The 25872-nt window shown below is 62.5% G+C and carries 32 protein-coding genes; 25 read left to right on the top strand and 7 right to left on the bottom strand.

Going from position 1 to position 25872, the window contains the following annotated elements; genetic code table 11:
- The first annotated feature begins 7 nt into the window (after window positions 1–7).
- The gene (gene ligD, locus E5790_RS03585; RefSeq protein ID WP_024957539.1) at window positions 8–2554 is read left to right on the top strand and encodes a DNA ligase D; all 2547 of its coding nucleotides are present in this window, start codon (window positions 8–10) and stop codon (window positions 2552–2554) included.
- 106 nt (window positions 2555–2660) lie between these two features.
- A complete protein-coding gene (locus E5790_RS03580) occupies window positions 2661–3230 on the top strand; it encodes a DUF488 domain-containing protein (RefSeq protein WP_024957540.1) in 570 nt (189 codons plus the stop codon).
- Between the two features lie 654 nt (window positions 3231–3884).
- Here E5790_RS03580 and E5790_RS03575 read toward each other — a convergent pair.
- The gene (locus tag E5790_RS03575; RefSeq protein WP_024957542.1) at window positions 3885–4163 is read right to left on the bottom strand and encodes a membrane protein; all 279 of its coding nucleotides are present in this window, start codon (window positions 4161–4163) and stop codon (window positions 3885–3887) included.
- 6 nt (window positions 4164–4169) lie between these two features.
- Window positions 4170–4424: a hypothetical protein gene (locus E5790_RS03570; protein WP_024957543.1), complete on the bottom strand. Its 255-nt coding sequence runs from the start codon at window positions 4422–4424 to the stop codon at window positions 4170–4172.
- Window positions 4425–4737: 313 nt separating this feature from the next.
- On the opposite strand from E5790_RS03570, the gene E5790_RS03565 reads away from it, so the two are divergent.
- The 7 genes from E5790_RS03565 to E5790_RS03535 all read left to right on the top strand — a co-directional run bounded on the left by E5790_RS03565 (window position 4738) and on the right by E5790_RS03535 (window position 8664).
- Complete coding sequence (locus E5790_RS03565; protein ID WP_136191686.1) at window positions 4738–5301, top strand: hypothetical protein; 564 nt, start codon at window positions 4738–4740, stop codon at window positions 5299–5301.
- 361 nt (window positions 5302–5662) lie between these two features.
- Entirely contained in the window at window positions 5663–6049 is a 387-nt protein-coding gene (locus tag E5790_RS03560) for an H-NS family nucleoid-associated regulatory protein (protein WP_024957545.1), read from the top strand.
- A gap of 778 nt (window positions 6050–6827) precedes the next feature.
- Window positions 6828–7052, top strand: coding sequence for a hypothetical protein (locus E5790_RS03555; protein ID WP_024957547.1), 225 nt, complete (start codon window positions 6828–6830; stop codon window positions 7050–7052).
- A complete protein-coding gene (locus tag E5790_RS03550) occupies window positions 7049–7417 on the top strand; it encodes a hypothetical protein (protein ID WP_024957548.1) in 369 nt (122 codons plus the stop codon). Before E5790_RS03555 ends, E5790_RS03550 begins: the two co-directional genes overlap by 4 nt.
- Window positions 7418–7888: 471 nt before the next feature.
- A complete protein-coding gene (locus E5790_RS03545) occupies window positions 7889–8134 on the top strand; it encodes a hypothetical protein (RefSeq protein WP_024958712.1) in 246 nt (81 codons plus the stop codon).
- A gap of 36 nt (window positions 8135–8170) precedes the next feature.
- Complete coding sequence (locus tag E5790_RS03540) at window positions 8171–8356, top strand: hypothetical protein (protein WP_008268538.1); 186 nt, start codon at window positions 8171–8173, stop codon at window positions 8354–8356.
- Window positions 8356–8664 carry a hypothetical protein gene (locus tag E5790_RS03535; protein ID WP_024958711.1) on the top strand — a complete coding sequence of 103 codons (309 nt, stop codon included), beginning with the start codon at window positions 8356–8358 and terminating at the stop codon, window positions 8662–8664. The genes E5790_RS03540 and E5790_RS03535 overlap by 1 nt, the downstream gene beginning before the upstream one ends.
- A gap of 33 nt (window positions 8665–8697) precedes the next feature.
- Here the strand turns inward: E5790_RS03535 and E5790_RS03530 are convergent, their stop codons facing one another.
- The 3 genes from E5790_RS03530 to E5790_RS03520 all read right to left on the bottom strand — a co-directional run bounded on the left by E5790_RS03530 (window position 8698) and on the right by E5790_RS03520 (window position 12131).
- On the bottom strand, window positions 8698–11304 hold the full coding sequence (locus E5790_RS03530) for an AAA family ATPase (protein WP_230548558.1): 2607 nt from the start codon (window positions 11302–11304) through the stop codon (window positions 8698–8700).
- 135 nt (window positions 11305–11439) lie between these two features.
- Window positions 11440–11751, bottom strand: a complete 312-nt coding sequence (locus E5790_RS03525; RefSeq protein WP_136191685.1) for a hypothetical protein — start codon at window positions 11749–11751, stop codon at window positions 11440–11442.
- Window positions 11745–12131 carry a helix-turn-helix transcriptional regulator gene (locus E5790_RS03520; protein WP_024958708.1) on the bottom strand — a complete coding sequence of 129 codons (387 nt, stop codon included), beginning with the start codon at window positions 12129–12131 and terminating at the stop codon, window positions 11745–11747. The genes E5790_RS03525 and E5790_RS03520 overlap by 7 nt, the downstream gene beginning before the upstream one ends.
- Window positions 12132–12237: 106 nt before the next feature.
- Between E5790_RS03520 and E5790_RS03515 the strand changes: the two genes are divergently transcribed.
- The 4 genes from E5790_RS03515 (at window position 12238) to E5790_RS03500 (ending at window position 14798) form a co-directional block, all read left to right on the top strand.
- Complete coding sequence (locus E5790_RS03515) at window positions 12238–13056, top strand: hypothetical protein (protein WP_057502458.1); 819 nt, start codon at window positions 12238–12240, stop codon at window positions 13054–13056.
- Window position 13057: 1 nt separating this feature from the next.
- Window positions 13058–13441, top strand: a complete 384-nt coding sequence (locus tag E5790_RS03510; protein ID WP_046433505.1) for a hypothetical protein — start codon at window positions 13058–13060, stop codon at window positions 13439–13441.
- Window positions 13442–13515: 74 nt separating this feature from the next.
- The gene (locus E5790_RS03505) at window positions 13516–14010 is read left to right on the top strand and encodes a hypothetical protein (RefSeq protein ID WP_224119381.1); all 495 of its coding nucleotides are present in this window, start codon (window positions 13516–13518) and stop codon (window positions 14008–14010) included.
- 116 nt (window positions 14011–14126) lie between these two features.
- Window positions 14127–14798, top strand: a complete 672-nt coding sequence (locus E5790_RS03500; RefSeq protein WP_136191684.1) for a hypothetical protein — start codon at window positions 14127–14129, stop codon at window positions 14796–14798.
- A 35-nt stretch (window positions 14799–14833) separates the two neighbouring features.
- Here E5790_RS03500 and E5790_RS03495 read toward each other — a convergent pair whose 3' ends face one another.
- Complete coding sequence (locus tag E5790_RS03495; protein ID WP_157804559.1) at window positions 14834–16747, bottom strand: type 4 pilus major pilin; 1914 nt, start codon at window positions 16745–16747, stop codon at window positions 14834–14836.
- A 171-nt stretch (window positions 16748–16918) separates the two neighbouring features.
- Between E5790_RS03495 and E5790_RS03490 the strand changes: the two genes are divergently transcribed.
- From E5790_RS03490 to E5790_RS03450, 9 genes are all read left to right on the top strand, one after another.
- Window positions 16919–17107: a hypothetical protein gene (locus E5790_RS03490; protein ID WP_031421735.1), complete on the top strand. Its 189-nt coding sequence runs from the start codon at window positions 16919–16921 to the stop codon at window positions 17105–17107.
- Window positions 17104–17349 carry a hypothetical protein gene (locus E5790_RS03485; protein WP_100442713.1) on the top strand — a complete coding sequence of 82 codons (246 nt, stop codon included), beginning with the start codon at window positions 17104–17106 and terminating at the stop codon, window positions 17347–17349. The genes E5790_RS03490 and E5790_RS03485 overlap by 4 nt, the downstream gene beginning before the upstream one ends.
- A complete protein-coding gene (locus E5790_RS03480; protein WP_100442714.1) occupies window positions 17346–17816 on the top strand; it encodes a hypothetical protein in 471 nt (156 codons plus the stop codon). Before E5790_RS03485 ends, E5790_RS03480 begins: the two co-directional genes overlap by 4 nt.
- Before the next feature lie 196 nt (window positions 17817–18012).
- The gene (locus E5790_RS03475) at window positions 18013–18597 is read left to right on the top strand and encodes a ParA family protein (RefSeq protein ID WP_031421740.1); all 585 of its coding nucleotides are present in this window, start codon (window positions 18013–18015) and stop codon (window positions 18595–18597) included.
- An 11-nt stretch (window positions 18598–18608) separates the two neighbouring features.
- Window positions 18609–19163 carry a hypothetical protein gene (locus tag E5790_RS03470; RefSeq protein ID WP_136191683.1) on the top strand — a complete coding sequence of 185 codons (555 nt, stop codon included), beginning with the start codon at window positions 18609–18611 and terminating at the stop codon, window positions 19161–19163.
- Window positions 19164–19469: 306 nt separating this feature from the next.
- A complete protein-coding gene (locus E5790_RS03465; protein ID WP_100442716.1) occupies window positions 19470–19703 on the top strand; it encodes a hypothetical protein in 234 nt (77 codons plus the stop codon).
- Complete coding sequence (locus tag E5790_RS03460) at window positions 19696–20052, top strand: hypothetical protein (RefSeq protein WP_136191682.1); 357 nt, start codon at window positions 19696–19698, stop codon at window positions 20050–20052. The genes E5790_RS03465 and E5790_RS03460 overlap by 8 nt, the downstream gene beginning before the upstream one ends.
- A gap of 483 nt (window positions 20053–20535) precedes the next feature.
- Entirely contained in the window at window positions 20536–21117 is a 582-nt protein-coding gene (locus E5790_RS03455; protein WP_049441880.1) for a hypothetical protein, read from the top strand.
- 74 nt (window positions 21118–21191) lie between these two features.
- Window positions 21192–21518: a hypothetical protein gene (locus tag E5790_RS03450; RefSeq protein WP_049441882.1), complete on the top strand. Its 327-nt coding sequence runs from the start codon at window positions 21192–21194 to the stop codon at window positions 21516–21518.
- Here the strand turns inward: E5790_RS03450 and E5790_RS03445 are convergent.
- Complete coding sequence (locus tag E5790_RS03445; RefSeq protein ID WP_111105561.1) at window positions 21515–22564, bottom strand: hypothetical protein; 1050 nt, start codon at window positions 22562–22564, stop codon at window positions 21515–21517. The genes E5790_RS03450 and E5790_RS03445 overlap by 4 nt on opposite strands.
- Before the next feature lie 1086 nt (window positions 22565–23650).
- Here E5790_RS03445 and E5790_RS03440 point away from each other — a divergent pair.
- The 3 genes from E5790_RS03440 to E5790_RS03430 all read left to right on the top strand — a co-directional run bounded on the left by E5790_RS03440 (window position 23651) and on the right by E5790_RS03430 (window position 25857).
- Window positions 23651–23989, top strand: coding sequence for a hypothetical protein (locus tag E5790_RS03440; RefSeq protein WP_136191681.1), 339 nt, complete (start codon window positions 23651–23653; stop codon window positions 23987–23989).
- 35 nt (window positions 23990–24024) lie between these two features.
- A complete protein-coding gene (locus tag E5790_RS03435) occupies window positions 24025–24642 on the top strand; it encodes a hypothetical protein (RefSeq protein WP_024957448.1) in 618 nt (205 codons plus the stop codon).
- A gap of 66 nt (window positions 24643–24708) precedes the next feature.
- On the top strand, window positions 24709–25857 hold the full coding sequence (locus E5790_RS03430; protein ID WP_024957449.1) for a hypothetical protein: 1149 nt from the start codon (window positions 24709–24711) through the stop codon (window positions 25855–25857).
- Window positions 25858–25872: the final 15 nt, after the last annotated feature.

Genomic DNA, 25872 nt, shown 5'->3' with positions numbered 1-25872 from the left:
CGCCGTCATGTCCTTGGTCGAATACCGTCGCAAGCGCCGCTTTGACCAGACCAACGAGCCCGAGCCTGGCAAAGCGCTGCCGCAAGGGCAGCGCGCCATTTTCGTGGTCCAACTTCACCACGCCAGCCGCCGGCACTACGACTTCCGGCTGCAAATCGGCGACGCCCTGAAGAGTTGGGCCGTCCCCAAGGGCCCTAGCTACGACCCCAAGGTCAAACGGATGGCGGTCGAAGTGGAAGACCATCCCGTCGACTACGCTAGCTTCGAAGGCGAGATCCCCAAGGGGCAATACGGCGGTGGGCACGTGGCCCAGTTTGATCACGGCGTTTGGGCCACCCAAGGAGACCCAGAGGCACAACTTGCCAAGGGTCACCTGCGATTCGAGCTGTTCGGCACCAAGCTCAAAGGCGGGTGGCACTTGGTCCGGTCCGGCAAACCGGCCCGTCAGCCGCAGTGGCTGTTGTTCAAGGACGACGATGCGTATGCGAGCGATCTGGAAGCGGACGATCTGCTCGCCGATGTGTCGGCGGCCCCAACGGCAGACATCAGGAGGGCCGGCGGCGGTAAAGCCGACAAGAAGAAGCTCAAAGCCCTCCCTGCAAAGCGTGCGCGACGGAAGAACTGGGCCAAGAAGGCCTTGGCCCTGCCCAAAGCGAAAGAGGCGGCTCCGCCTTCCGGCCCCTTCGAGCCCCAGTTGGCCAAGCTGGGGGAGGCCCCGCCGCAGGGCGACCAATGGGTCCATGAGATCAAGTGGGACGGGTATCGGATCCTCGCAACGGTCGCCGATGGGGCCGTTCGGCTCTGGTCCCGCAACGCGTTGGAGTGGACCGACAAGATCCCCGAGATACGCGACGCCGTGGCGGAGTTGGGCCTTACCTCTGCTGCCTTGGATGGCGAACTCATCGCCGGATCGGGCACCAAGGAGGACTTCAACCTGCTCCAGGCGACATTGTCCGGGGAGCGGCAAGGCGCGCTGGCCTACGCGCTCTTCGACCTGCTCCACATCGATGGCGTGGACGTGGCCGCAGCACCTCTGTTGGAGCGCAAGGCGCTCCTGCAGGAGCTGCTGGCGGGCCAGGCCGGCCACTTGGCCTTCAGCTCTCACGTCCAAGGCGACGGCAACGAAGCCTACCGCCTGGCTGGCGAACAGCACTTTGAAGGCATCATTTCCAAGCGCGCCGATCGCGGCTACCACCCCGGCCGCAGCGACGACTGGCGCAAGACCAAGCAGCTGGCCAGCGACGAGTTCGCCGTGGTCGGTTACACGGCCCCCAAGGGCAGCCGCAGCGGCTTTGGCTCGCTTTTACTGGCCAAGCCCGACGCCAAACACGGTTGGCTCTACGTGGGCCGGGTGGGCACCGGGTTCTCCGACGCCTTGATCAAGGACGTGAGCAAGAGGATCCAAGGGGGAGGCAAGAAGCCGACGGCCTACGTGCCCACCGAGGACACCGATCTTCGCTCTGCCACGTGGTTCGAGCCGCGCTTCGTGGTGGAGGTGTTCTATCGCGGCATCGGGGGGCAGCAACTGCTGCGCCAAGCCTCCTTGAAAGCCGTGCGGGCCGACAAGGAAGTGAATGATTTGGCGGATTCGGATCGCGCCGCCCCGGCGAAACCGGCCCGTGGCAAACGGGCATCGGCGGCGTCTTCTGCCCGCAAGACCGCCGCAACGCCTCAAGTCGAACGCGTGCCCCCCAAACTGTCCTCCCCGAGCAAGGTCCTTTTCCCTGGCGACGGCTATACGAAGCAAGACGTTTGGGATTACTACTCGGCAGTGATGGATCACCTGCTGCCCGAGGTGATCAACCGGCCCTTGTCGATCATTCGCTGTCCCGCCGGCACTGGCAAGCCTTGCTTCTTCCAGAAGCACCACACCGCCGGGCTGGAGCTGGTGGACTCGGTCAAGCTGAAGGAGGACAGCGGCATCAACGCCCACTACCTCGTAGTGCGCGACGCGGCCAGCTTGCTGGAGCTGGTCCAGTTCAATGCCCTGGAGTTCCATCCGTGGGGAAGCCACGCGGAGGAGCCTGACCGTGCCGACCGGGTGGTATTCGATCTAGACCCCGGCCCAGATGTGCCTTTCGCGGAGGTAAAAAAGGCTGCCACTGATATCCGGAAGCTTCTGGCCCAACTAGAGCTGGAGTCCTTCCTGCGGGTATCCGGAGGCAAGGGCCTTCATGTCGTGGTGCCCTTGAATCCCGGGTGCGACTGGGACCTGACCAAGCGCTTCGCCAAAGGATTCGCCGACGCGTTGGCCCAGTCGGAACCTCAGCGGTTCTTGGCCACCGCCACCAAAGCCCTTCGAAACAAGCGGATCTTTGTCGACTACCTGCGTAACGGTCGAGGTGCCACCGCAGTGGCGTCGTATTCCCTGCGGGGTAGACCGGGCGCGCCTGTCGCGATGCCTCTGGCGTGGAGCGAGCTGCCAAACCTCAAACGGGCTGACGCGTTCACGATCAAGGACGTGCCGGGCAAGCTGAAACGTCGCCGCAAGGATCCCTGGGAGGGCATCGATGCGTTGAAGCAGAACTTGTCGAAATGGGCCCGAAACGACTAGCCGCTATCCCCGCGGTCGTGTCCGAGCGTAGACGGGAAGACGCGAGCGTCGTTGGCAGCTGCCGAGCACGTGATGAGCACGCGGGCTTGATGCCGGCTCCTGTCCAATGAGCCTCATGCAGTGCGATGCTCCCGCTCCGACCCCGGTGACCGTCTGGACCATCGGGCATTCCACTCGACCTTGGGACGAGTTCTTACACCTGCTGTTCGCACAAGGCATCTCGGCGATCGCGGACGTGCGTCGTTTCCCAGGATCGCGTCGTCACCCTTGGTTCGCATCCGAGCAGATGGCTAAAACGCTGCCAGCGCACGGCGTGGAGTATCTTTGGATTCCTGAACTGGGCGGGCGGCGCAAGGTGCAGCCGGATTCGCCCAATGGTGCGTGGGACAACGCCGCGTTTCAGGGCTACGCAGACCACATGGCGACCGCCGAGTTCGCCGGCGGGCTATCGAAGGTGCTTGCACTGGGGGGCGAACATCGGACCGCGCTGATGTGCGCGGAGGCACCGTGGTGGCGTTGCCACCGACGTCTCATCTCCGACCTGCTGACGCACCGGGGCCATGAGGTGCTGCACATCGTGTCCCACGCCGAACCCAAACCGCATCCGCTGAACCCGATGGCGCAGGCCGTCGGGCCAGCGCTTGTCTACCCACCGGCTCAGACGGAGCTGTTCTGAACCAACCAGTAGGGCGATCGCGTGTCGGGCCCGCCCGGCGCATTTTCTCCCTATCGAAGCTATGCGGACATGTCGGCTGCCTTGCAGTTGGCGCGCGCTTGCCGCACGGTGTTGTTGATAGACGACGGGCAGCCGCGCAACCCTGCCTGAATCGGCTTAGGCGGTCGTCCCTGGTCCCAGCTTCAGGTAATGGATCGGAGGCTGCCCCGTCAGAAAGTTGGCGTTCTCCTGAGGGATTCAGACTGGCTTTCGATCTTCATGTCTGCCATGAAGTAGTCTGGGATGGATGGTGAAGCGCAGGTTAGAAAACGATGCAAGGGGGAGGGGAGTGAGGAGTGCTCAGTATGATTCGCTTTGCAGCGCGCTCGATAGGATACATGGACGGCAAGCGCTGACGGATTTCGCCTCGGATTGGGGCCTCCACCGCAGTCCCAGCGAGGATGGCACAGTGGAGGTATGGAAAGGCGCGGCGATGGGGGCCGGCGTTGAGATCTTGTTGCTTCCGCCCGTGTCCGCTTCCAGCGACTGGGCCATCTCGACGCTGGTCACGGTCGGAGGCCGGGTCGAGCATGTCAGGCGACGTCCGTTTCGGATCTGACGAAGAGTGGCTGCTAAACGCCTACGACGGCCTTCCTTGGTGCAGCCAATACTGGGTCAGCAGGGAGGCGGCGCGCCGGTTCGCCGACGTCGACGCCAAGCCAGGACCTGTCCCACCACGGCCGTGAGCAGCAGCAGGGCATTGGTCACCACAAACACCGTTGACCCCAAAAGTGCACTGTAGGCGGTGAACAGGGTCGACGCGGTCATCTGACCGACAAACAGCCATTTGGAGACCGTTTCCGGATGGGGAGACTGCCACTGTTTGATCATTTGCCGGACCAACGTGGCTATCAACACGGCGGTTGCAGTCCAGCCAAGAACATCAGGATGCATGGCCGCTCACCCGTCCTTTGGGTCGTGGACAGTTGAACCGTCTTGGCCGTGCGCCGGGCGCTTATGAGGCTCCTCAATGATTTCCTTGTTGAGGATGCGAACCTCGCCCACCATCAGCAGGCGCATGTCGCGCACGATGTAGTCGGCCAACGCCTCATCGGTGATGTCATCACCGGCGATGTCCAGCCGGAAGCCTTGGCCCTGAATCCCGCCCCCGTTGCTGAAATCAATCTCGAAATCAAAGCACACCCGCTTCTCCATGTTGCCCTCTCCATCGGTGAGACTGGGCGGCACTGAAAGGCCGCTTACTACGCTTAGAAGGCGATCATCGGCGTAAGGAGGGCAGCCCACAACTGGCCCCATGCCCGGATCTGAGGGCAGGCTCACTGCCGTTCCCGCTTTCGGCGGTCGTAGAGTTTCATGTCCGCGCGATTGATGGTATCGGCCACCGATTCCGAGGGCCGACCAATGGCGCAACCGCCGGAAAAAGCGGATCGGTGCAGGTCAGCGTGGCCGAAATAGTGCGGCGGGCGTTGAACGATTTCTGACCGTGCCAGCACCCGTGGTGGTGCCCGTGTGCGACAAGATCCTGGCTTGCGGACACTACATCCACGGTCGCCAGTGGAAGCACCCGGAAACCCTCCGGGCCGTGTTTGAAAGTCGGCTCTACCTGCACCCGGCTGATCCGTCTGACGACACCGCAAGCGCTTGGAACTGGGTCAAGGCATGCTCGCCAGCGCAAGTGTGGACGCGCATGGGGGCTCCAACCCCAGCAGAGCTTGAGCGGGTCATACAGGCCGATACGAAGGCCCGAGATGCATTGCTTGCTCCGCGCTTGGAACTATCCGAGGAAGAAACGAGGCGATGCTTTGACGTTCGGTTGATCGCCGGACTGGCCATGACCGTCGCCCGGAAAGGATGGCCAGGGGCGCCATTGATGCATGGCGCGTATGGCCGCCACTGGATCATCGAATCGACCGCGAGAAAGAGGGAAGATATCCGTCTGCAGGACATCGGATTGCGTGTCTGGGCCGAGACGATGGCCATGAAGGCCAATCGCGCCACCCAGCAGGCTGCATCCGATAAGACACGGGGCTCCGAAGGGTTCTTGGTGACGCACGAGGTGGGGAGCTGCTGAAGCCGTTCCTGGGCGGGCGGTTTAAGAACGGCAACATCCACGTCATCTTCCACAAGCACGCCTTGCACCTGGTTGACCGCCTGAACGCCCGGATCGCGGGACCGCTGCCCAAGGCTTTGCCGGCGCCCGGTTGCCCCTGGACATTGCGGCATTGCATGGTGGAACGTGGAGGTGGGCACGGCCGGTCCCCTGAACCGCCAAGGGCTTGCTCCAGTGGCCGGCGGAAGGCATGCCCTCAGTGACTTTTGAGGGTGAAGCCCCGTGGCAGTCGCCACTGGAGAGCCGGGGTTGGGCCGTTGAGGGTTTACAGTAATCTCGCAAAACGGCAGGATCGGGGTTTGACCAAATCCAAGGGAAAACCGTGGCACTGACGCTCGAAGAAATCCGCAAGAAAAAGGCTGAAGCGGAGGCCTTGGTGGCCGAAATGGAAAAGGCCGAAGGCGACGCGCTGGCGGCCGAAGCCGGGGCCAGCTTTGCAGGAGTCTACGAGACCTTGCAGCAGTTTGCGCAGCATTACACGACGAAGCAGAAGAACGATCTGAAGGCGCTGCTTGAGCCACGCAAGGCGGTTTCTGCAAGCGCCGGCATCAGTCGCGCCCCGAAGTTCCAGATCCCGGACGGGACCACGTGGGCTGGCACCGGGCGGCAGCCCAAGGCATTCCTTGCGTGGGCCGAAACTGCTGAAGGCAAGGCGTGGAAGAAGAATAACCCGGACCAAGAATGGCCGGCGCACCCGTATAAGGCCTGACCGGCATTACAGCGTTGCAGATAGAGCCCCGGGAAACCGGGGCTTTTTTTGTGGGCGTTGAACCAATGACAGCCACGCTCAGGCTGGGGCGCAAGCCCCGGCCCCGAGCCTTTCTTCCCCGAAGGGGGCTCTTCAGGCGCGGCCCAAGCCGCGTTCTTTTGAGCTCTTGAAGACAAAAAGCAACGTCAAAAGTAGCATGGAGCAAAAGCGCTTTGGGAAAAAAGGCAGGTGGGGCCTCGGCTTCCGCCGGGCCCGGCGCTTGGCGGGAAATGTGCTGCGTTTCAAGTTTTCCATCGATCTGCGGCCCGTTTGGCGGTTTTGATACTTAGTCAATAAAACGTAGACGCAAAGTATTGCGATTTTTTGGGGGTGGCTTAGTTTGCGTGGGTAGCGAGGGAGCGCCCCCTCTTCAAAGGTTTTCGCATGATTGCTTACGTTATTGGCCGGTCCGGCTTACTTGCCCATGGTTATCGGGGGTTCTTCTAATGGCCCACCACCACGCCAGCCCCATCCAACTCCAGACGGGCGAGTGGGGCGCCCGGGTGCCCGCCCCGAACGTTCGGAACGGCGACAGGCTCACTGTGGTTGCCGGGAGCGGCAGCTCCTGGGAAGCCGTCGTTGTCGGCGTGGTTTGGCAAGGCCCGGAGGCCGCGATTTGCCAAACGGCTCGGGGGCTCATGCAGTGTGGGTGCTGCGGGGAAGTGGGGCAGAAAGGGGCCTACCCCTTCTCAACGTATCCGGCAGAAATGCAGCGTTGCGACGATTGCGCGGGTTCGGCATGAAGACGCCAGCAACGAGTCGCCGCAAACGCTTCTACGCATACCAGCGCCGCTCGGGTGGCCAGTGCTACTTCGACAAAGCCATGCACGCCCACCTCCAGCGGTATCCGCACACCATCGGCCATTACCAGCTCACACGCTTCCTGGGCACTTCCGCGTTGCTGACCGCTGAAGAAGCGGCCGCCCAAGGATGGATGGCCAAGCCGCACGGGAGCCCTGCATGACCAAACGCTACATTCTCCGCCCCCCAGAACGCTTGGTCGAAACCATCCACGAGACGTGGATTGACGCGCCCAGCAAAGCCGCGTTTCAAGCCCTGGCCGCCGCGCAAGGCCTGAGCATGCGCGCTGCACTGGCTCAACTCATCGAGCAACACGCCCAGATTCGAGAACCGTTTTCCCCTCGACGCCCGACGCCGTGGACCGGGGAGGGGTCGAAGGGGCGAGAGCGCTACAGGGCCGCGCTCCCCAGTGTGCAGCTGGGACTCCATGCCGTGACGGCCCTGCAGATTGACGCTAACCGGGCTGGGATTCGTCTGACCGAGGCCGTCCGCCAGCTGGTCTGGCTATGCATCCAAGCCAACGCCTGATCCCTCGGACGCCTTTTGCGGGCATGGGGCCAAGGACAGCCACGCGGAGGCTGGGGGAAGCCCTGGCCCACGTCCTAACCTCCCCGGAGGGGGCTTTTCAGGCGCGGCCCAGGCCGCGTTCTTTTGAGCTCTTGAAGAGAAAAAGGCAACGTCAAAAGTGGCATGAAGCAAAAGCGCATTGGGGGAAGGGCGGGTGGGGCCTCGGCTTCCGCCGGGCCCGACGCTGGGCTGGAAATGTGAGGTGTTTTAGGGTTTTTGTGTTTTCTGCTTTTTTCCGTCAGTTTTGTGTTTTAGTCATAAAAATGTAGGGTCAATCTATTGCGAAAAGTTGGTTTTCTTTTACTTTGAGATCAGAGAAGAGCGCCGATGCTCTTTAACCAAAGGGAACCCCATGTTGACGTTCTTTGCTTTTTGCCTCTTGGCTGGATTGGTCGCCGGATTGGCCATTGCTGATCGACTGGATGCGCTCTGATGAATACCCGCAGCCAAACCCAAGCGCCCGCCCGGTCCTCCACCCCTGGAGCCCTCCTGCGATTCCTGTTCGACGCCATGTCGGGCATGGGAGCGGCCAAGCTGGGATGGGAGATGGTGACCGACCCCAAGGCCAAGCTGTCGGACATTGCCATCGGCGTGTCGCTCTGCCTGGCTCCTGCAGCGATTGCGGCCACTTGGGCGCTTTGCCTGTTCGGCATCGCCCAACACCACCAGCTTTTTTGAAACCCGAACCCCTGACAACCACGGAGGACCTCGCTCGTGCGAAAACTTTTCAACAAACTGCTCAACATCGCCCTTTTTGGCATGGTTCTGTTCGCCCTGGACCAAGTCCCGGAACGCCTGGATCGCATGTCGCAAACCGCCCAGAACCTGGTTCAGCAGGTGGGCTACTCGGGCCCCATGCAGGGCATCCCCTCGGGCGTGCCAGACGGTTACGAGTTCTGATGACCCCCGCACCCTGGCCATCGTCGGAGCTCGTTCGCCTCGCATGGGCGGCACGCCGGGATCCTCTTGCCCGGCAGCACCTGCTTCAGGCGTTCCAAGAGGGGGCCGATTTCCATACCCCTCTGTCCAGCAGCGATCTGAACGACGACCTGTTTGCCGTCCCTGGGGATTGCTTGGCCGGGGTGGTGATTCGGGAAATGACGGGCGTCAAGGACGCCGAAGAGTGGCTGCACGCGTTTCTTCGCGCGCACGAGTTGCATCAAGCGCTGCCACCTGCTGTGGGAAGCGCTGGCAAGCGGCGCTTCTGATGAACGTGAGCACGCAGTAACGGGTGGTCAGGGCTACGCCTTGGGTTTCGCCGCGGTTTCCGCTCGCTTACCGAACTCCTTGCACCATTCGAGCATGTCTTGAACGTCCTTTAGCAGTTCGTCCGGACCCGGAAGCCAACTGGGGGTGTCGGTGGGTTGGGAGTGCTCGAATGCCGAATACTTCGTCATCATCCCGTCGATCAGTGCGCAGTCTGCTGGGGTGATTGCACTGAGCCGCTGTAGCTTGTTGAGCGTGTTGATCTCGCGCCGGTAGCGGTTGATGACGCCAGAACAAAGCTCGTCCTCTACAGAGCGCTCAACCAAGATTCGGAAGTTGCTGCAGGCGGCCTTCAGGGCAAGTTCTTTTAGTGGCGGATCAAGCTTCTTAAGCTGTCCGATGCTGCTGATCATTTGGTTCAAGCCGGATTGTGGCTTCAGAGAGAACGTATTGATCTGCGCCGGCATGCCGGTCCTGCTTCCATCGCGGGCGATCGATTCAACCGCGACCTTGACCGTAGGCTGATCGAGGTTGGCCCGCTGCTTGGCGGCACTCTGCAGTAGGACCATCAGTGACAATCGATGTGTGAACACGATCACCTGGCGATGCTCGGCCAGATCTACGAGGCGTTTGGCGACCGCCTCCTCAAAGCGCTGATCCAGGGAGGAGATGGGGTCGTCGAAGATCACGGGCATGCCCCGTTCAAGGCCCGTCGCGTCGGCCAGGAAGGCTGCCAACGCCACGATGCGTTGCTCACCCTCGCTCAGGATTTCACGATTCTTCTGGGCGCCTTGCGCGTCCTTCAGCTCAACGTAAAACGTGAACGCCCCTTTGCCTTGGGATCGATACGACATGCGGACAGGAAGCGAATGGCCCCCCAGCGCCCGCAACTCGGCATTGAAGCGGTCGCAATAGCCCTTGGCCAACTCCGACTCGCCAATGTCATTGCTTTTGGTCGTCAACTGGCTGGTTGAGGTGGACCGGACAGCGGCTTCCACCGTTCCCACGCGTTTGAGGCGGATCACGTCGGCCCATACCGCATCGCGCTGCTCCGACAGCCACTGTTGTGCTTTCAGCTCTGCTAGGCGGCTTTCCTTCTCCTTCCGTCCCGTCGGGTCCAGCAAGCCCGCCAGCGCGTCGCGATCAGCGCTAGTGGTCTTGACCTTCTGATCGTAGGCGTTGGTCCACACCGACCACTGCACTGCCGGAGCCGCCGTGGCCTCGGCCATGGCTTTCAATCTCGCATGGATGGCCTCAAACAGCTCAGTGGCTTGGGGGGCTTCCAAGCCAATAGCAGCGCACTGGGCCTGCCAGGCGACATCGGTGAGAGGACTGGGCAACGCTTTCTTCAGCGCCGTCAGCGCGTCTTCCGCGCTCTTAGCTTCTGTCTGCAGGGTGTCGTTGAGGTAGCTTTCAAAGCTGGCCAAGCGGGCCTTGCCGTCGTCTCCCAACGGTTGCTGGCAGAGGACACAACGGGATTCGTCCCCAACGTGGGGGAAAGGGTGGTCACGGTAGGCAAGACCTGTCGAATACGCCTTTGCAGCGTCCCAAAGGGTTCGCCACACGGCGTCTCCGACGCCTTTGAGCGGCAGCCCATTGAGGAAGGCCGTGGCATAGGCGGTGGCGGCCTGGCGCTTGACCTCTGCATTGCTGCGGGCATCCAAGAGGGCTTGGGCCTTCTCGCCGTTCAAGCTCTCCTTCAATGCCGAGATGCTTGTGGCCATCTGCGACAAGCGTTCTAGCTCTCCGACGGCCTTGGCGTGGGCCACTTCAGGGTTCGCCTGGGCCAGTGCGGTCTCCAGCGCCAAACGCTCATCGTTCAGTGCAGCGGGGAAGGCGCAACGCTGGTTAATATCCTCTTCGGTCAGTTTCGCCGTCAACTTCCGGAGGACCGTTGCAGCGCTGCTCTGCGCGTGCTCTTCCGGGATGATGGGCAGTTTGCTGGTGAGCTTGGCGGCGCGGGCCTTCAATCGGGTGGCGAGATCGTCTGAGATGTGGATGAGCATCCCGACGAACCGCATCGCCCGGGGAAGATGGGTGGCGGTGGTGGCGCTGTCTCCGAACTCCAGCGCTGTGGCTGAGTCGAAGACCGGGACCGCTTTCAACGTCGAATGGGCACCGTCGGATGCTTGCCAAGTGAGATCAGCAGACGATGTCGTGCCGTCGGATCGGGTCGCCGTGACTTTGATCAAGGCAGAGGCAGCATCGGGATTCTGCTTGAACACGTTGCCGTGGATAGATCCCTTGGCCCGCGCGCCACAAACGTGCTTCATCAAACGGGCGTAGCCCGATTTCCCGGCCCCGTTGGGTCCGTAGACCACGGTCATCTGGCCTTGGCTGAGGTCCAATGCCGCGTCCTCGCCAAGGGCATTGACGCCGCAGATGGAGGAGACCGAGTCGATGCGAAGCTCAGCGGCGGTGGGTGTCCCCAAGATGGTTCCCGGTGCCAACGCCGGGTGGGGAGCATCCAGCTTCTTGGCTGCCTCGGCCAGGCAGTGATCCGCCAGCGCCTCCATCTCCTCTTCGTTCGGCATGCGGCGGTGCTGGATCACCGTGGAAGCGGCCATGCGCAGCCAGCTTGGGCGGCCATTCAACCACTCTTCCAGAGTCGTAGGCGCAGCGGCCCCATTCTTGTTCGCCATCGGTCACTTCCCCTGTGAATGGCCAGAGCCAGGAAGGCTCCGTTCCCCTTCCGCAATAGTGACGCGGGTCACATTTGGAGGCAAGTCGGTGATGGTCGTAGGGGATGGGGAAATGGTTTTCCCGAACGGTAGGGATCAGGCCTCTGAGGGGGCATCGATCTGGGCGGCAGCCAGGGCGGCTGCCAGATCACGGTTCAGTGCTCGCGCTTCAGCCCGCAGTTCGCTCCAGTTCGGCGTCCCGACCGGGCCTTGCCCACGCATCGACGCGAGCCAAGCATGGGATCGCAGCCTGGCCGCTTCCGCGGCTGGCGTCGAGGACTTGAGGGCGTCCAACGCGGCCAACTGGATTTCCAGAAGGTTGATGTCCATCAGCGCCTGCAACTGCTCCGGTGCCATCGGGCTTGGCGCATCCCGCTGCAGCCACCAGCGTCGAAGTCGTTTCAGCATGTCTTCTCTTCCCTGAGATCGTTGTCGCTACTCGGGAGGATGGCCACGCCACGGCTCTGGGCGTAATCCCTCACCTTCGTCAGCAGCTCTCGCTGCTGTTCGGGTTCAAGCCGCGACATCACCAGCAACGTCTCTGCCACTAGATCATTTGTGGCATGGAAATAGGCGACCGGCATGCCAAGTGCTTGGGCCAGCTTTTCCATCGTTGCAGGATCCGGCACGCGATCTCCTCTCTCGTAACGAGAAACCCTGGGAGCGGCGGAGTTTTCCTCGTCCAACCCAAGCACGGCCCCCAACTGTGCTTGCGTCAGGCCCTTGGCCAGCCGGGCCTCGCGCAAGCGGCGGCCAAACGTGTGAGCTGGGGCGAGAGGGGCAGGCATGGGCGATCACGAACCGGGAACAATCCCCAAGTCTGCCGCTTCCCATGCTGCACCGCATTTGCCAAAATGGCAAATAAGGCCATGGTGGCCGGGATCAGGGGGATGCATGAAGCAAGCGATTGCAGCCGTGGCCGTGTGCCTGGCGTTGGCCAGCGGGACGGCCACCGCCCAGGACGGCATTTTGGGAAGGATTGGCAAGGGGTTGATGCAGGCGGGCAAGGACGCCGCCTCGGCCCCGGCGACCAAGCGTTACCTGGAGCCGGCAGGCACTTACTGGGACGACGGCGACCCTCCAGTGCTCGACGGCTACACCCGGATCCGGTGGGGCTTGGCGGCCACCGCGTCGGCCGGTTTCGGCATGTGCGAAGACAACCTCTTTGCCCAGGCCAAGGCCGGCGCTGCCCTGGCACCGGCGATGCGAACCCACTGCATTGGCTCATGGGGGCACCAGTTCAAACGCGTAGGCCTGCAAGGCGATCCGGCCTCTGCGTTTGAGGCCAAGGCGCGGCAGATCGCCTCTACCGATGCGTTCTACCTGCGGCCCTACATCGACGTGGAGATCGACCCCAAGACCAACATTCTCCACGCCTACGTGCTGGTCATGAACCACGACTGGTATCCCCGCTCGCCTGACTTTCTTCCGACGGCCGTTATCGGCCCTTCGCCGTTGGGCAAGGGCAGTGCGGTGGTCGGGGTCGAGCATGGCGGGCGCTACCACGCCGCGCTGCGATTGAAGCCGGAAGACGCGGCCGAGCTGCGACGGGTGGGGCGCGACGCCGCGGGAGACCGAATCTTTTTCAAGGTCGTGGAGGGCAGGTTGAAGCCCAACGGCCTGCCCGACATCGTTCTCCAAATCGACCGGCTGGAGATCGGCTACAAGACCCAGAACATCGGCATCACCCCCTCCAAAGACAAGGACGCATGACATGAAGCACGCACTGATCGTGGCCGCAGCAGCGGCACTTTTGACCCTGACCGCCTGCTCTGGTGACAAGGGCCCCTCAAAGGAGGACGGGGTGAAGGTCGTGGAAGGCTTTTTCACCGAGCAGGGGAGGCAGGCAACCCTCCAGCGCTCTTGGCGGTTTGAAGTCACCGACGCGGGCGGCTTGGATCTCGACTGCGAGAAGAAGCCCAATGGGGATCAAGAATGCATGGTGGGCGGGTCGGTAAAAGCGCAGGGGTCCATCGGTGGCCAGCCCACCAAGCCCGAGCCAAGCACCCTCAAGCCGAAGCTGCGTGCACTGTTCCGCCCGCAGGGCGAGGGCTGGCAAGTGGTCGAAGTGACCGACGAAGGGACGTCTGCGGGCTAAACGGGCCGCAGTCCGCCGCTTGACTGCACGCCGGTCCCGATCAAGCGTGCAGCCATCCAACAGGGGAGGACCATATGAACCGCTATCCGCCGCAGCAAGTTGTGTATGCGCCGCCGGGCCCATCCGCGCTGATCCTCCCTAGCGTCATCTTGGGCCCGTTGGGCCTGGTTGGGCTGGCGGCCGGCCTGGAGGTGATGAAGCGCGACTTCTTCATTGGCCTGGTCTGTTGTGTGCCCGGTGCGCTCGTCTTCGCGTTCTTGGCGTTTTGCCTGGCGCTCCACATCCGGGCTCAGCAGCTCTGGGACTGGCACGTCCGCACGGGGCGGATGCCGTATTTTCGGAAGCACGGCTTCCTGAAAGGGGCGCTGCTCGGGGGCGGATTGGGCGTGGTGACGGTGGTGGCGGCCGCCGTTCTGGGGTTCAAGTATGCGGAGCATCCCCAGTTTGGGGAGATCGCTACCGCAGCGTTTTACTTGGTTTGGCTCTGGGGCGTGCTGTTGATCGGCGTGCTGGCCGTAGTGTTCGGGTGGGTCAAGCGGGCGTGGGATAGAACGGCCCTCCCCAGATGATGCTCTCTGCAACTGGCCGCCTAGTCTGAATGATATATTCGCCTACCTAAGCAGCACCACGCCGGACTTACGACCGCGCCGTTCATTGGGTCAGGAAGACCAGCTGGTGCCGCCTAATGTCATTTGCAACGCGCTTAGGTAAGCGTGCGGAAACTCAATCAGGGGGAGTCATGAAGGTTATCCGAATCGTAGTCTCAGCATTGGCTCTAGTGCCTATTGCATGTTTTGCCAAGGGGCCTATAGGTATTGGAAAGCTTGAGGTTGGAGTGTCGCGCAGCGCCGTTGAGGGCCTTTCGCCCACTGACGGGGTTTACCTTGCCGCTCCTCTGGAGCCTTACGAATACAAACATTCAAGTCCAGTGTCGGGCGAGGATAAGTTTAATACGAAGATCGTCAGTCCTTTGAGTGACCAGCCTCAAGAGGCGGTTCTTACGTTCGTCGCAGGGCAGTTGCAATCGATAAATATTGATCTGGGTGATTCCAATCGGATCGTGGATAGCGTCAAGTCGTTGATCACCAGCAAGTATGGTGAGCCCAAGGTGGACAACTCCATGAAAGAAGAGCAGTGCGTCTACAAGGGCGGGCAGAACTTCAAGGTTTCTTCGGGAGCGATTCGCTACGAGTGGAAGCAGGATCGCCCAAATGCAGAAGCGGTCACAGCTTCGCTGTCGGATGTGGTGATGGACATGTGTCCTTCCAACCTGCGCTATGCGATTGGTGCGATCAAGGTTAAGAGTTTGACGATTGGTATTGCCAAGCCCGAGAAACCAGTGGTGAATCCCTTCTAAGGGCAAATCACCTGTTCTCGGGCTCTAGCTCGATGTCAGGTTGGCCCCCGGCACGTCAACGTAATCTCTTGATAGTCCACCCGCACCGGGTTGTAGAACTGGCGATACCAGTTGAACGCCAAGGTCTGGCCCACGTTGTGCTCGTTGCACGCCGGCAGGCCTTGCTGGGTGCCAAACCCACCGTTGGGCGTGCATCCGGGCTGGCCCGTGCAGGTCGTGTAGGGCGTCGAAGCCACCACGGACGACTCGGGCCACTCCCAGCGATAGGGATTGTTGCTCTTGCCCACTAGGTCGGACGCGCACGCTTGCCGGCACACGGCCAAAGAGGTGCCGCCGCTGGTCCAGTTGTAGTCGCAGTAATGCATGCCCATGTTGGAGACGCATTCGAAGTCGTAGGAATAGGCGTAGCGGATGTTCCCGGCGTCCGAAAGCGCGTTGCATTGCTCTTCGTAGAACGCCGACTCGCTCACGTTGGCGGGCCAGTTGCCGGGCATCGGTGCGGGCGTCTCCACCCGGTGGATGGGCACGTTGGCGATGGCCCAGTCCAGCTTTGCTTTCTCCGCTGGCGTCAGGCGCACCACCGCATCCGGATACCAGTAAGAAATGCCACTCGAACCCGAGGTGGGCGGAACGTCCTGCCCATCGGCGGAGTGCCACGCCACAACCTGCAAGCTGCCATCGCTGCAGCGAGCAGCCGTGGGCTTGCATGTGTTGACCTCGTTGCGACGCGCACCTGTATCCACCCAGTTGGACCAGCCCCCGTAAGTCGGGCTGGGCAGGGCGGTGGTGCCAAACGGGCAATGGGTGAACACGTCTCGAGACCGCACCTGCTGGCGCTCCCAGGTGTGCGTCCCAGCTTGGCCCGACGGGCAGGGTTGAGAAGTGGGCAGCCATTGATCGCGTTCCTCCTGGGAGCTTCCAGGGCAGGCCTGGCAATGCCTCGCCGTCACGGCCGCCACCGTCTGGGCTTGAACCCACGCCTCGGGATGCTCCCACGCGGCGTCTGAGTTTGGATCCACGTCGCCGGGAGCGCAGACCTGGCGCGTGCGCACCGTCTCCGTGCCCCAAGTGCCCGCCGGGCAGCTGGCCCGAGCCACCGAGCTTTCCGATTGCCGGCACGGCACCAAGGCCGGCGGAGCCGGGGTGGGGACCGGCGTTGGGAGCGGCTGAGGCACCGGAACGCTGGGCGCAACAGGAAGCGGTGGAAGAGCCGGGGAAGGAGCAACCCCAGGGCTTGGCGACACGCTCCCAGGAACGCCCGGCACTGCATCGGGCACGCTGGGAGCGGTGGATACGGGGCCAGCCGGGGTTGGCGTTGAAGGGGCCGGGAACGCGGGCGTGGAGGGAGTGGGAAGCGTGGGCACCACGGCCACCGACGACCCGGCGACCAGGCCTGAGTAATAGACGACGTCGACCACGGCCCCATCGGCCCCGCACGCCAATCCCAGCCCGGGGACGTCCAGGGTTCCGCCGTTGCCCAACAAAACACTGGTGTTGCCCACGATCACGTCCCGCACGTTCGCGTCGCCCGCAAGGGCGGAGACGAACGGCACGCAGGCCCGCGCAGGAAGCCCGGACAGCCCCACGGAAAAGGCATCCCCCGCCAAGCGCACCGTGGCCGGGGACACAGTCACTGCACCACCCCACGCGTTGCTCATGGTCGCTGCGCTGGCTTGGCGGAAGTCGGCGGGGGCCAGCCCATCTTCAAGCACGTTCAACGTGCTGACGCCGCGGAACGAGCCAACGACGCCATGGGACCGATCAACGCGGTTGGCCAGGTCCCGAACGTTCTCGACGTCCGATGCCACGTTCACCCGGGTGGTGACGCGGGGGTAGACCAAAAACGCGGCGGCCCCCATTGCCGTGGCAACCCCCAATGCGAGCAGCAACTCGACCAGGCCAAAGCCAGGGGCGGGCAAACAACGGGGAGGGCGAGCATGCAGTGTCATGCATTTGAGCATGCGACACAAATGCATTTTGACAAGCCCTGAGAGCAGTTCCTTATTTTAGTCAAAAATGTTTTGAATCAATGGGTTGACATCGGTTGGCGATGTGGTTGGATCGTGGTGTAGGAGCGGTTTAATGGGTAAGCCGACCTACCCATAAAAGAGAGTGAAGACATGAAGATTCATCCCGTCGAGCCCGCCAGCACCGACCTGGCGCATTTCCAACTCCACACCGCCGCGCGGTTCCTGGACCGCACCAATGGCCTCAATCAGCTGGCCGACAAGCACCGCAGGATCCAGCGCTTGGCCACCCGCGCCCGCCATGAGCGGCGTTGGAAGAAGGAAGAGGAGCGCTTCGTATGAGCCTCTTGAACATGGCCCTGCTGTTTGTCGGTCTCCTGGGCACCGCGGTGTTCTACCGGGACCTGGTCGCCAACCCCATCTCCGCCGGGCGCGCCCTGGTGCGCTTCTATCAACTGCCGGCGGAGCATCGCCAAGGAAGCGTTCTGCAAGAGGTTTCGAAGGCGTGGTGGAGCATCGTGCTGGTGCCGTTCTACGTGCTGGTGGCCTTGGTGCTCATCGGGGTTCTGGGAGGTGGGCAATGAGTGCCGGGACCGAAAGCCTCATCCGAGCCATCCAAACCAACGACCCGCTGGCGTTCTATGGGTGGCTACACACACTCAAGGGAACGTCCGACCTCGACGCTGGCGTGGCCGGCGATCCTGGCATCACTGCGTTGGCCGTCGCCTCCCTCATGTATTCCAAGGCCATCCAGTCGGACCCGGTCCTGGCGACGCGTTATGCGGCAATGATTGAGGCGCTTATGGACGCCGGGGCCAATCCGCTGGTTCAGATCGGGGAGCGGTTCGTGGTGCGACGGGGGCACACCGGGAAGCTGGAGCGGCGCCGGGTGGACGAAGGCCGAACGCTGGCGGAGGTCTGCGGGGGCGTTCTTTGCCCGGCCATGCAGGCATGGTTCGCACGCCATACCGCGGATTTGATGAACACCCACCTTCACCGCTACCACCCAGCGTTCATCAAGACTCAGCAACCGGTCGCTGAAAAGGTTTGAAGCACGTGCCGGCGGCTACTCGCCGCCGAAAGGCGTCGTGGGAGAAGGGGCGGGGAGGGCCACGGCTCCCGCCGCGGCCTGGGTCGCTGAATCCCGGACGTCTGCACGGCGAAAACCCTCTGGATGCAGAGGCCCTTGCGGGATTAGGTTTGCAGCCTAGTGTGTTGCATGACCTACCCATAAAAGGATCTCTATCATGCGTCTCGTCGTCTGTTGTTTCAAAGGGGGCGTTGGCAAAACGACGCTTTCGCTCAATCTTGCTGCGCTCTTCGCCTCCCAACACCGAGTTTTGGTGAACGACCGAGATCCGCACTGCTGTTCTGTTGCCTGGGCCGCGCTTTCCGACGAAACCCCATTCACCGTGGGCCGTTCGGCCTCCCCCGGGTTCGACTTGGAAATCCAAGACCTGCCGCCCAGCGCCCCAGTGAAAGATCAGCTTCCGGATGGCGACCTCTACATCGTTCCCACTCTGCTCGACGGCGGGAGTTACGTCGTCTACCTGCATACCATCGAGACCCTCCGGAAGCAGGGCAAGGCCTTCCTACCGGTGGCCAACCGGGTCAACATCAAGCGGGCTGAACACCGCCGGCGGCTGGAAGACCCGGAGCTGGCCGGGGCCATCGTCATCCCCGAGCGCGCTGCGCTGGGAAGCTTCTATGAGCTGGGGGAGACCGTCTTTTCCATGCGCGGCGCGGGCGTGGCTAACGCCCGAGAAGATATATTGCGGGTAGGTCAGGCTATCCAAAAAAGATTGGCCAACCCGGGCCGGGGGAATGCATGATGGACATCCCAATGCTGCCCCTGCCGGACCTCATGGCTGCCAAGAAGACCCCCGCCAAGAACGCCGTTGCCAAAGCCCGCAAAGACCTGTCCACCGCCGCGAAAGTGGTCCACGCCAAGCCGGAACGCACGTATGCGCCGCTCATTGATCTGGACCAGTTTTCCGAACAGCAGCTGGCAGAGCTGATGGTGGCTGCAGGGGATGCGCCAGGACGAAAGACCTACTTCGATTTCCAAGAAGAGCGGCCCTACTTGCGGGACGGCCAGAGGGTTCATCTGGAGGTGGGACGCGACTCCACCATGTTTGACTACCGCGACGAGAACGGGGCGCGTGTGGAGCGAACGATGGTCACCGTGCCGCCCAAGCTGCGTGAGCAGATTCAGGACGTCACCGGGGAAGAGCAGCCGATTCTCACCACTGCGCTCATCGCGCTGGCGTCCTGGGCCTGCCAAGAGCTCAAGAAGTCGAAGAGGCGCTTGGTGGTCACCACGGCAACCGACGACCTGGATCCGGTGCGGAAACAGGTCCGGAAGGCGATTGTGGGGCGGGCTCGGAAGAAGAGGTAGGGCCGATGCGGCCTGACGAGAGAGAGGCGGCCATGGGCCGCCTTTTTTATGGCTGGCGGCGGGTCGAAAGAGCAACGGCAAAAGCGTGTTGGGGAAAGGCGGGTGGGGCCTCGGCTTCCGCCGGGCCCGGCGCTTGGCTGGAAGTGTGAGGCGTTTCAGGGTTTTTGTGTTTTCTGCGGTTGCCGTCAGTTCTGCACTTTAGTCAAATAAATGTGTTGTTTTCGGGTTTACATTTTTAAGCCCTGTCGTAACCTGGATTCATAGGGAAGCAATGCCGCTGACCTGAAAGCCAAAAAGGTAACCGCCATGCAAAACAACACTTTCACCATTCAAGCCAACTACTCAACCAACAGCTGGAGCACCAACTGGGTGCCCATCGACAACGCGGAATACTCGACGCTCGCCGAAGCCGAAGCCGGCATGGAAGATCTGGAGCAGAACCTGGGCTGGCGCAACATGCGCATCGTAGATGAAACCCGTTTTGTCTGGGCCTACGGACAGGAGCGCGAGTATGAGGACGAGGACGAGGAAGTTGCTTAACCCCTACGCCATCCAACCCAAGCAGCCGGCCCCGCGCCGGTTGCCCACGGTTCGCATTGCCCCGGACAAGGTCGCTCAGTTCCGGGCTCTAGCTCGCCAGAAGGGGCTTACTCCCACCGCCGCCCTTGCTGCCCTGGTGGCCACCCATGCCGACATCCGGCAGCCGTTCGGGCCCCGAGTCCGTGCCAAGCATGGGCCGGATGGGAAGCGTTACGGCGCGATTTTGCCGGACCCGAAGGTGTCTGAAGAGGTGGCCAAGGGCCTGATCCAGGACGCACGAACGGCGGGGATCTCGCTGGGCGAGGCGATGCGGCAACTGGTGGACCGGTGCCTGGAGCAGAGCCGGTGAAGAAATGGAAAGGAAAAACGGCGGCTCAAGGGTCGCCTTTTTTATGCCTAGGGTTTGGCAATGCTGCTGAAAAAGGGGCGCCTGCCCCTTTGCTGAGTTGTTGGGCTACTGGGGCGTGGGAGAGTTGGGCGGTGGCTGGGGCGGAAGCCCCGGCCTATGTCCTAATCTCCCCGGAGGGGGCTTTTCAGACGCGGCCCGGGGCCGCGTTGTTTCAAGAGCAAAAGCGGCCAAAGCCGACGGCGCTGCCGCCGAGTTTTGGAAGAAAAGGCGGGGATGGGCCGTGGCTTCCGCCAGGCCTTGGATCCGCTGAAGCGTAGAAGTGTGAGCCGTTGCAAAGGTTGTTCAAATCTGCTTTTTGCCCGTCATATTTTATCTTTAGTCAAATTAATGTGTTGTTTTCTGGTTTACATTTTTCGGCCCTGTTGTAACCTGGATTTGTAGGGGGGCATAACGCCGACCTGAAAAAAAGAAAAGATAACCGCCATGCTCATGCGTCATTTTTACCACTGCTCCCGTGATGCCAACCTGGCCGACCAGCCCCTAAATCCCTTTGACGGGCAAACCTCTGAAATCCGTGGCCTCTGCTTTTCGGATGGCGAAGAGCAGCATTTCGGGCCCCACAGTTACCAGATCAGCCTCCCAGACGACTGCGATTTTCTCACCGCCAACTTGGTGTGGAACATGAAGCTGGCCGTGGAAGAAGGAACCCGGGCGGTGGGCAGGAATGGCGAACAGCTCCAGTTGACCCTCACCATGGCCGAGCAAGCCTGCAAGGAAGCCATGGCAGAGATGGGCTATGACCTGGACGATGAAACCGTTGAGTTTGTTTTTTGCCGCGCCATTGAGTTCGACGATTGCGATGAGAGCATCGGCGGTGACGATAACGACTGTTGCGACCCCTGGGATGAGCAGATCGACGGCTGGGGCCTGCAAAGCGTTCGGGCCCTGGTGGCGCACAAGTTGGGCTTGGTGGGGGCCGCCATCGATGATGAAAACGGCCAGTGCTACATCAGCGCCAACCCGGACCTGGTGCTGAAAAAGGTGGAAGAGGAAGAGGTGTCTTGAAAGTAAGGGCGGATCAATGGCCGTCCTTCTCTTGTCTGCTCCCCCGTCACCGCCCACCCCATACGCTCCTCCCCATGGAACCCCTCACCACCCCAGACGGCCGCTACCTCATCGTCCGAGGGCGCCTCTGGCGCACCACCAACCCAGGCCTCAGTGAGCAGGAGAGGCAACGCCTGGTCCACGAGCTGATGGACGCCCGGCGTGCCGTCAAAGCAGCGAAGGCCAACAGGGACGAGGACGCACTCGCCGCCGCCCGGTGCGCCGTGGACAGCGCGAAGAGGGGCCTGGGCGAACGAGGCCCGGTGTGGTGGACAGATGGGGAGAGGGATTGGAACCGGTGCTTGGTGAAGAACACCCCCTATGCGGCCTGGCATGCCTCCCAGGTCAACGTCCAGCGTTAGCCCCGGCTCTCGTTCACCAACCGAGCCCAAGCCACCCCCAGCTGCCGCACCTCATCGGCCCACGCCCGGTAATCGTCCAGCGGCATAGGCTCTTCCAATCCGCGTTTCACACGTCCTAGGTGTTTCGACTTCCTCGCCATCGCTTCTCGATACAAAAGTTCCGCTGACTCCAACTTGTCAGCCCGCTTGGCGGCCTGCAGTTGGGCCAGCCGCCGAACCGAATCCGGGTTGCTGGACAGCACGCGGGGGGCATGAGGCAGGGCAGGACCGCCGGTCATCGGAATCCGCTTGTGGTTGCTCACCGGGTCCATCACACGGTGGCGCCAGCACTCCCGCCAGTCGTCATCGTCCACCTGGCCACCGCCCGGCACCTCAAGCGGCACGACGATCCCATGGGCCTCAATGAGCGCCCACACGGCCCCCAGGAACCCGTTTGCCGGAAGCCGCAGAAGGGTCACCTGGCCCTCTGCCACCACCTCGCCCCCGTCCCTCATTCGTAACGCCAGCAGGGCCTCGCTCAGTGCCAAGGCATCGCCTGACCGGGTGCTCCAGCCCACCAAGCACACGCGCTCCCCATCTACCTCACCCGACCAGGCATAGACCCTGAAGCGGGGCTTGTCGAAACGGGCGGACAGGTGTGCTAGCAGCCGCTCACGCTTCGAGTGACGGCTCAACGGGGTGAAATGGTTCTCCGCGTAGAGCAACGCAGAGCGCCGACGCTCCAGCAGCAAAGCCACCCGGTCAGGGTCCGCCGACGCTTGCCAGTCCGACCAGCTCACCACATCGCGCAGGCCTTTCCTCGACGCGCAGGAACGGCAGGCAGGCACCCAGTTCTCCACCACGCCAGCGGGGCCACCCAGTTGCGCGGGGACCAGTGACGTAGCCGTCCAGGACTTGGGAGAGGACAGGTCCAGTGGAGCGGAGCAGAAGGCGCAGGCGTTGCCGAACTCTGCCAGCCCTGCTTTGCGTTGCCACCCGTTGGCCTTGCCTTCCAGCGGGGCATCGGCTCGGGCGATGGCGTCCAAGAAGGGGGTCAGCTCAAGCACGGAACACCCCCCAGCCGTTCAACGCGGGCCCAGCAACCGGATCGCGGAACGGGGGCAGTGGGGCGTTGCAGAAGCCTGAAAAAGATTTGACTAAAGCGCCTTGCCGAGCCTGTCGAACCACCCCAGCAACCGCCGATCCAAAACCCTGGACCTGCTTGCCCGATCCATTCCCAGCCCAGCACTGGACCGCCAATCGCTGATCGAAGGCCCGGGGACAGCGAACGAGAGCAAGGTCAGCCCGCTTGACTAAAACGGATGGGGTCAGTGTTTCCAGGGCATGCGAACCGAGCGCGAGAACCCCCGCACTCGACCATCCAAACCCCCAAGCAGAGTTGACTAAAACGGATGGAGACAGGGCTTTCCGAACACCCGAGCAGCGTGACTGAAACCAACCACTCACGCGATCCCATGCTCGCCTCCGCTTGACTAAAACGAACTGGGGCGGGGGGCGGGAGTGAGGAAAACGGCGGTCCCCGATTTCTGATACAGGGGGTGCGGAGTCGGTGGGGAGGTGGGGAGCTGGCTGGGTGGGGAGGGAGGCTGCGGGGGTTGGCGAAAACTTTTTTGAGCGGCGGGGCGTGGCGGGGGCGAGGGGCATAGGGGTCTCCGGTTGGGTTGAGGATTGGGGCTTTCCTTAACTTCTACCGGGGAAAAGCGGAAGGGCAAGAGCAGGGGAGCGAAAACTGGGGAGGGACTGCGGGGGAAGATGTTGGCTGCCCATTCACCGTTCAGGGTTGTCCGAAGGGTGAAGTGAGTAGGCCATACACAAGTCGCACCTCCGATGGGTTCCGGCTTGGCTAGAAACGCTGCGCGTTTCCACCCGCCCAAGCCTTGCTGCGCCTTGTTTTCAGTCTTGGCTAACAACTTGGCCAACCGTTCGGCTGAAAAAGTGCGGGAGGCGCAGAAAAACAAAGGAATACCGGCTTAGCCCCCTTGCGCTTCAAAAAACTCCTGCTAATCCATTGGGTATGGATTTTCATTGCAGGGGGTTAAGTGGGTCGTCCGTCGCTTCTAACCAAATCTTTCAGCATCGCTCCCGATGAGTTGGAGAGCGCGCGGTATTGCGCGAAAGAGCAAGGCGTTTCCTTGAACAAGTATTTGCGCCTGGCGGTCTTGGAAAAGAACCGGGGCGTGGTTCAGGGGCTGGAGGCGTCCGATGCGTTGGGCGACATCCGAGCCACGGTCCGCGAATCCGAAACGCGGAATGCCCTTGCCCTAGAAAGCGCGCTGGCGGACTTGCGAGCGGAGCAGAGCGCGGCGCTTCAGGCCAACGAGGACCTGGTGGTGAAAACCCTTCAAGCGTTTTCCCAGTTCCTGGCGCAGCAAGAACCCGACGCCGAAACCCTCTCCAAGCAACCGGCCACCAAAGCAGCAAGCCGTGGGCCGGTAGCCAATCCGGCGTTCCTGCCTCCCAAGCCCTACTAACCCCTTTCCCAACTACCTCATAAGGAGGCATACCCATGAAGCGTTTCATCCTCACTCTCACCATCGCCGCGTTGCTGGCTCCGGGGCTTTCGTTTGCCCAGGACACCCCCCAGCCCGAACCCCAGAAGAAGACCGACAAGCTGCGCCTGTTCAAGGCGGGCGGGATTGGCTGCGCTGCCGGTGCAGGCATCGCTCTGCTGACCGGCAAGAAAGACAAGGCCCTGACGGCGTGCGCTGCAGGCGCGGTCGTTGGCGGTTTTGCGTCGTATCGCGCGCAGGTCCAGGAAGCCCAGGAAGTGGCAGACGCCGCCCGCGCTGCGGGGCTGGACGCCCAGGTGCATACCAAGATCGTCCAGGCCAACGACAACGATGGCCCGGTTGAGGCCCTGGACAAGCTGGTCATCCGTTACCCGGCCGCTGACATGCAGCAGGTGAGTGCCAAGACCGCTGCCACGCTGGACAAGCTGGCCGCGTTGCTCAAGGCGAGCAAAGAAAAGCTGACGGTTGGCTTCAGTGGTGCCGATGCCGCCGTGTGCCAGGTGCCGGTCGTTGAGCTGGCAAAGCGCGGCGCGCTTCAGAACGCCACGGTCGATGACCAGTGCGGCCGGGGCGATTACGCCATCACGGTTTCGCCGATCCCCGACGTTCGCTAAGCCAACCGAGAGCTGGGGGGCGAGAGCCCCCTGGCTCAAATCTTTTTCAAGCGCCTGGGAGGAACCATGACACCCGAAGAACTCATCAAACAACGCAAGCAGCGCGAGCTGCTCGCCAAAGCAGCACAAGCCAAGACCACCGCGACCACGGACGCGGAGAAGCTCGTCAGCGATGCGACAAAAGAAAACTTGAAAACCGCAGGCCGGCTAGCTGCAAGTTTTGGCAAAGCCTTGGCAGACAAAACCAAGCAAGCGGCCTCGGTCGCCGCTGAGAAGGGGCGAGAGGCGCAAGAAGCGTTGGCCCGGCGTGCGGAAGAGGCCAAGGCGCGCAAGGAAGCCGAAGCCGCAGAGAACGCGCGCCTGGAAGTCGAGCGCGCCCAGGCGTTGGCCGAGCAAGAAGCGACTGCCCAGCCCGAGCCGCGGGTGGTTGAGCCCGAGCCCGTTCAAACCGATTCCGCTCCCGAAGCGCCCGAGCCGGTTGTTGAGGAGGTGGTTCCCGAGCCGACACCAGAACCAGAAGCAGGCCCCGCGCCTGTCATCAAAGAGCCGGTCAGCGCTCCTGCGCCTGCCGTCAGTGAAGCCGTGGACGCAACGCCTGCCGCTCCAGTGCCGGCCGAGCTGGTGGCCCCGTCTGTTCCGAACCCCGAACCGAGCAAGTCAGCTCAAGCCCCGGCACCGGCCCCCAAGGCGACGTCGACCCGGGCCCCGGTGAAACCGGAAGCCCTCAAGGCCAATCCGGCCGGTGAGGCGTCGGCGAAGGCCAGCAACAAGAAGGGCTGGCAACTTCTGGCTGGGTCGGGCGTGGCCGTCCTTGTGCTGGGTGGGGCGTTGGCGTGGTGGACCACTCACCGCTCCAGCGAAACCGTTCCGCTCCAAGACAAACCGGCTGCAGCAGTGACTGCCCCGGCCCCCGTCGCCGTGCCAGTTGCTCCGGTTGTATCCGCGCCGCCCCAGGTCGAGGAGCCCAAGCCCGTGACTGCCCCGGTGGAAGAGAAGGCCGCGGTCGCTGCCCCGGTTGTGGAAGCCCCGGTGCTGGCAGAGCCACCTAAGGCCCAGACCCCGGCAACTGCCCCGGCGTCAAAGCCGGTGCCGGTTTCGAAACCAGCTGCAAAGCCCAAGCCGGCCCCCAAGCCTGTTGCTAAACCCGAGCCGAAAAACGATTGGCAGGACCAAGCCAACAGCGATATCGACGCGTGGGCAGAAAAGATCAGGTGAGGTGCTTGCGCTTAT

The sequence above is a fragment of the Stenotrophomonas sp. PAMC25021 genome (genome assembly GCF_004795795.1).
GTDB lineage: Bacteria > Pseudomonadota > Gammaproteobacteria > Xanthomonadales > Xanthomonadaceae > Stenotrophomonas > Stenotrophomonas muris.
This window is presented reverse-complemented; position numbering and strand designations above follow the sequence as displayed.

Excerpts from the sequence above, each read along its gene's own strand:
- E5790_RS03555 (WP_024957547.1), top strand. The coding sequence starts at position 6,828 with ATGAAGACGCCAGCAACGAGTCGCCGCAAACGCTTCTACGCATACCAG.
- E5790_RS03520 (WP_024958708.1), bottom strand. The coding sequence starts at position 12,131 with ATGCCTGCCCCTCTCGCCCCAGCTCACACGTTTGGCCGCCGCTTGCGC.
- E5790_RS03485 (WP_100442713.1), top strand. The coding sequence starts at position 17,104 with ATGAGCCTCTTGAACATGGCCCTGCTGTTTGTCGGTCTCCTGGGCACC.
- E5790_RS03495 (WP_157804559.1), bottom strand. The coding sequence starts at position 16,747 with ATGACACTGCATGCTCGCCCTCCCCGTTGTTTGCCCGCCCCTGGCTTT.
- E5790_RS03580 (WP_024957540.1), top strand. The coding sequence starts at position 2,661 with ATGAGCCTCATGCAGTGCGATGCTCCCGCTCCGACCCCGGTGACCGTC.
- E5790_RS03475 (WP_031421740.1), top strand. The coding sequence starts at position 18,013 with ATGCGTCTCGTCGTCTGTTGTTTCAAAGGGGGCGTTGGCAAAACGACG.
- E5790_RS03470 (WP_136191683.1), top strand. The coding sequence starts at position 18,609 with ATGCTGCCCCTGCCGGACCTCATGGCTGCCAAGAAGACCCCCGCCAAG.
- E5790_RS03570 (WP_024957543.1), bottom strand. The coding sequence starts at position 4,424 with ATGGAGAAGCGGGTGTGCTTTGATTTCGAGATTGATTTCAGCAACGGG.
- E5790_RS03545 (WP_024958712.1), top strand. The coding sequence starts at position 7,889 with ATGAATACCCGCAGCCAAACCCAAGCGCCCGCCCGGTCCTCCACCCCT.
- ligD (WP_024957539.1), top strand. The coding sequence starts at position 8 with ATGTCCTTGGTCGAATACCGTCGCAAGCGCCGCTTTGACCAGACCAAC.
- E5790_RS03575 (WP_024957542.1), bottom strand. The coding sequence starts at position 4,163 with ATGCATCCTGATGTTCTTGGCTGGACTGCAACCGCCGTGTTGATAGCC.
- E5790_RS03435 (WP_024957448.1), top strand. The coding sequence starts at position 24,025 with ATGAAGCGTTTCATCCTCACTCTCACCATCGCCGCGTTGCTGGCTCCG.
- E5790_RS03500 (WP_136191684.1), top strand. The coding sequence starts at position 14,127 with ATGTCATTTGCAACGCGCTTAGGTAAGCGTGCGGAAACTCAATCAGGG.
- E5790_RS03515 (WP_057502458.1), top strand. The coding sequence starts at position 12,238 with ATGAAGCAAGCGATTGCAGCCGTGGCCGTGTGCCTGGCGTTGGCCAGC.
- E5790_RS03510 (WP_046433505.1), top strand. The coding sequence starts at position 13,058 with ATGAAGCACGCACTGATCGTGGCCGCAGCAGCGGCACTTTTGACCCTG.
- E5790_RS03430 (WP_024957449.1), top strand. The coding sequence starts at position 24,709 with ATGACACCCGAAGAACTCATCAAACAACGCAAGCAGCGCGAGCTGCTC.
- E5790_RS03530 (WP_230548558.1), bottom strand. The coding sequence starts at position 11,304 with ATGGCGAACAAGAATGGGGCCGCTGCGCCTACGACTCTGGAAGAGTGG.
- E5790_RS03505 (WP_224119381.1), top strand. The coding sequence starts at position 13,516 with ATGAACCGCTATCCGCCGCAGCAAGTTGTGTATGCGCCGCCGGGCCCA.
- E5790_RS03465 (WP_100442716.1), top strand. The coding sequence starts at position 19,470 with ATGCAAAACAACACTTTCACCATTCAAGCCAACTACTCAACCAACAGC.
- E5790_RS03490 (WP_031421735.1), top strand. The coding sequence starts at position 16,919 with ATGAAGATTCATCCCGTCGAGCCCGCCAGCACCGACCTGGCGCATTTC.
- E5790_RS03450 (WP_049441882.1), top strand. The coding sequence starts at position 21,192 with ATGGAACCCCTCACCACCCCAGACGGCCGCTACCTCATCGTCCGAGGG.
- E5790_RS03455 (WP_049441880.1), top strand. The coding sequence starts at position 20,536 with ATGCTCATGCGTCATTTTTACCACTGCTCCCGTGATGCCAACCTGGCC.
- E5790_RS03480 (WP_100442714.1), top strand. The coding sequence starts at position 17,346 with ATGAGTGCCGGGACCGAAAGCCTCATCCGAGCCATCCAAACCAACGAC.
- E5790_RS03535 (WP_024958711.1), top strand. The coding sequence starts at position 8,356 with ATGACCCCCGCACCCTGGCCATCGTCGGAGCTCGTTCGCCTCGCATGG.
- E5790_RS03550 (WP_024957548.1), top strand. The coding sequence starts at position 7,049 with ATGACCAAACGCTACATTCTCCGCCCCCCAGAACGCTTGGTCGAAACC.
- E5790_RS03525 (WP_136191685.1), bottom strand. The coding sequence starts at position 11,751 with ATGCTGAAACGACTTCGACGCTGGTGGCTGCAGCGGGATGCGCCAAGC.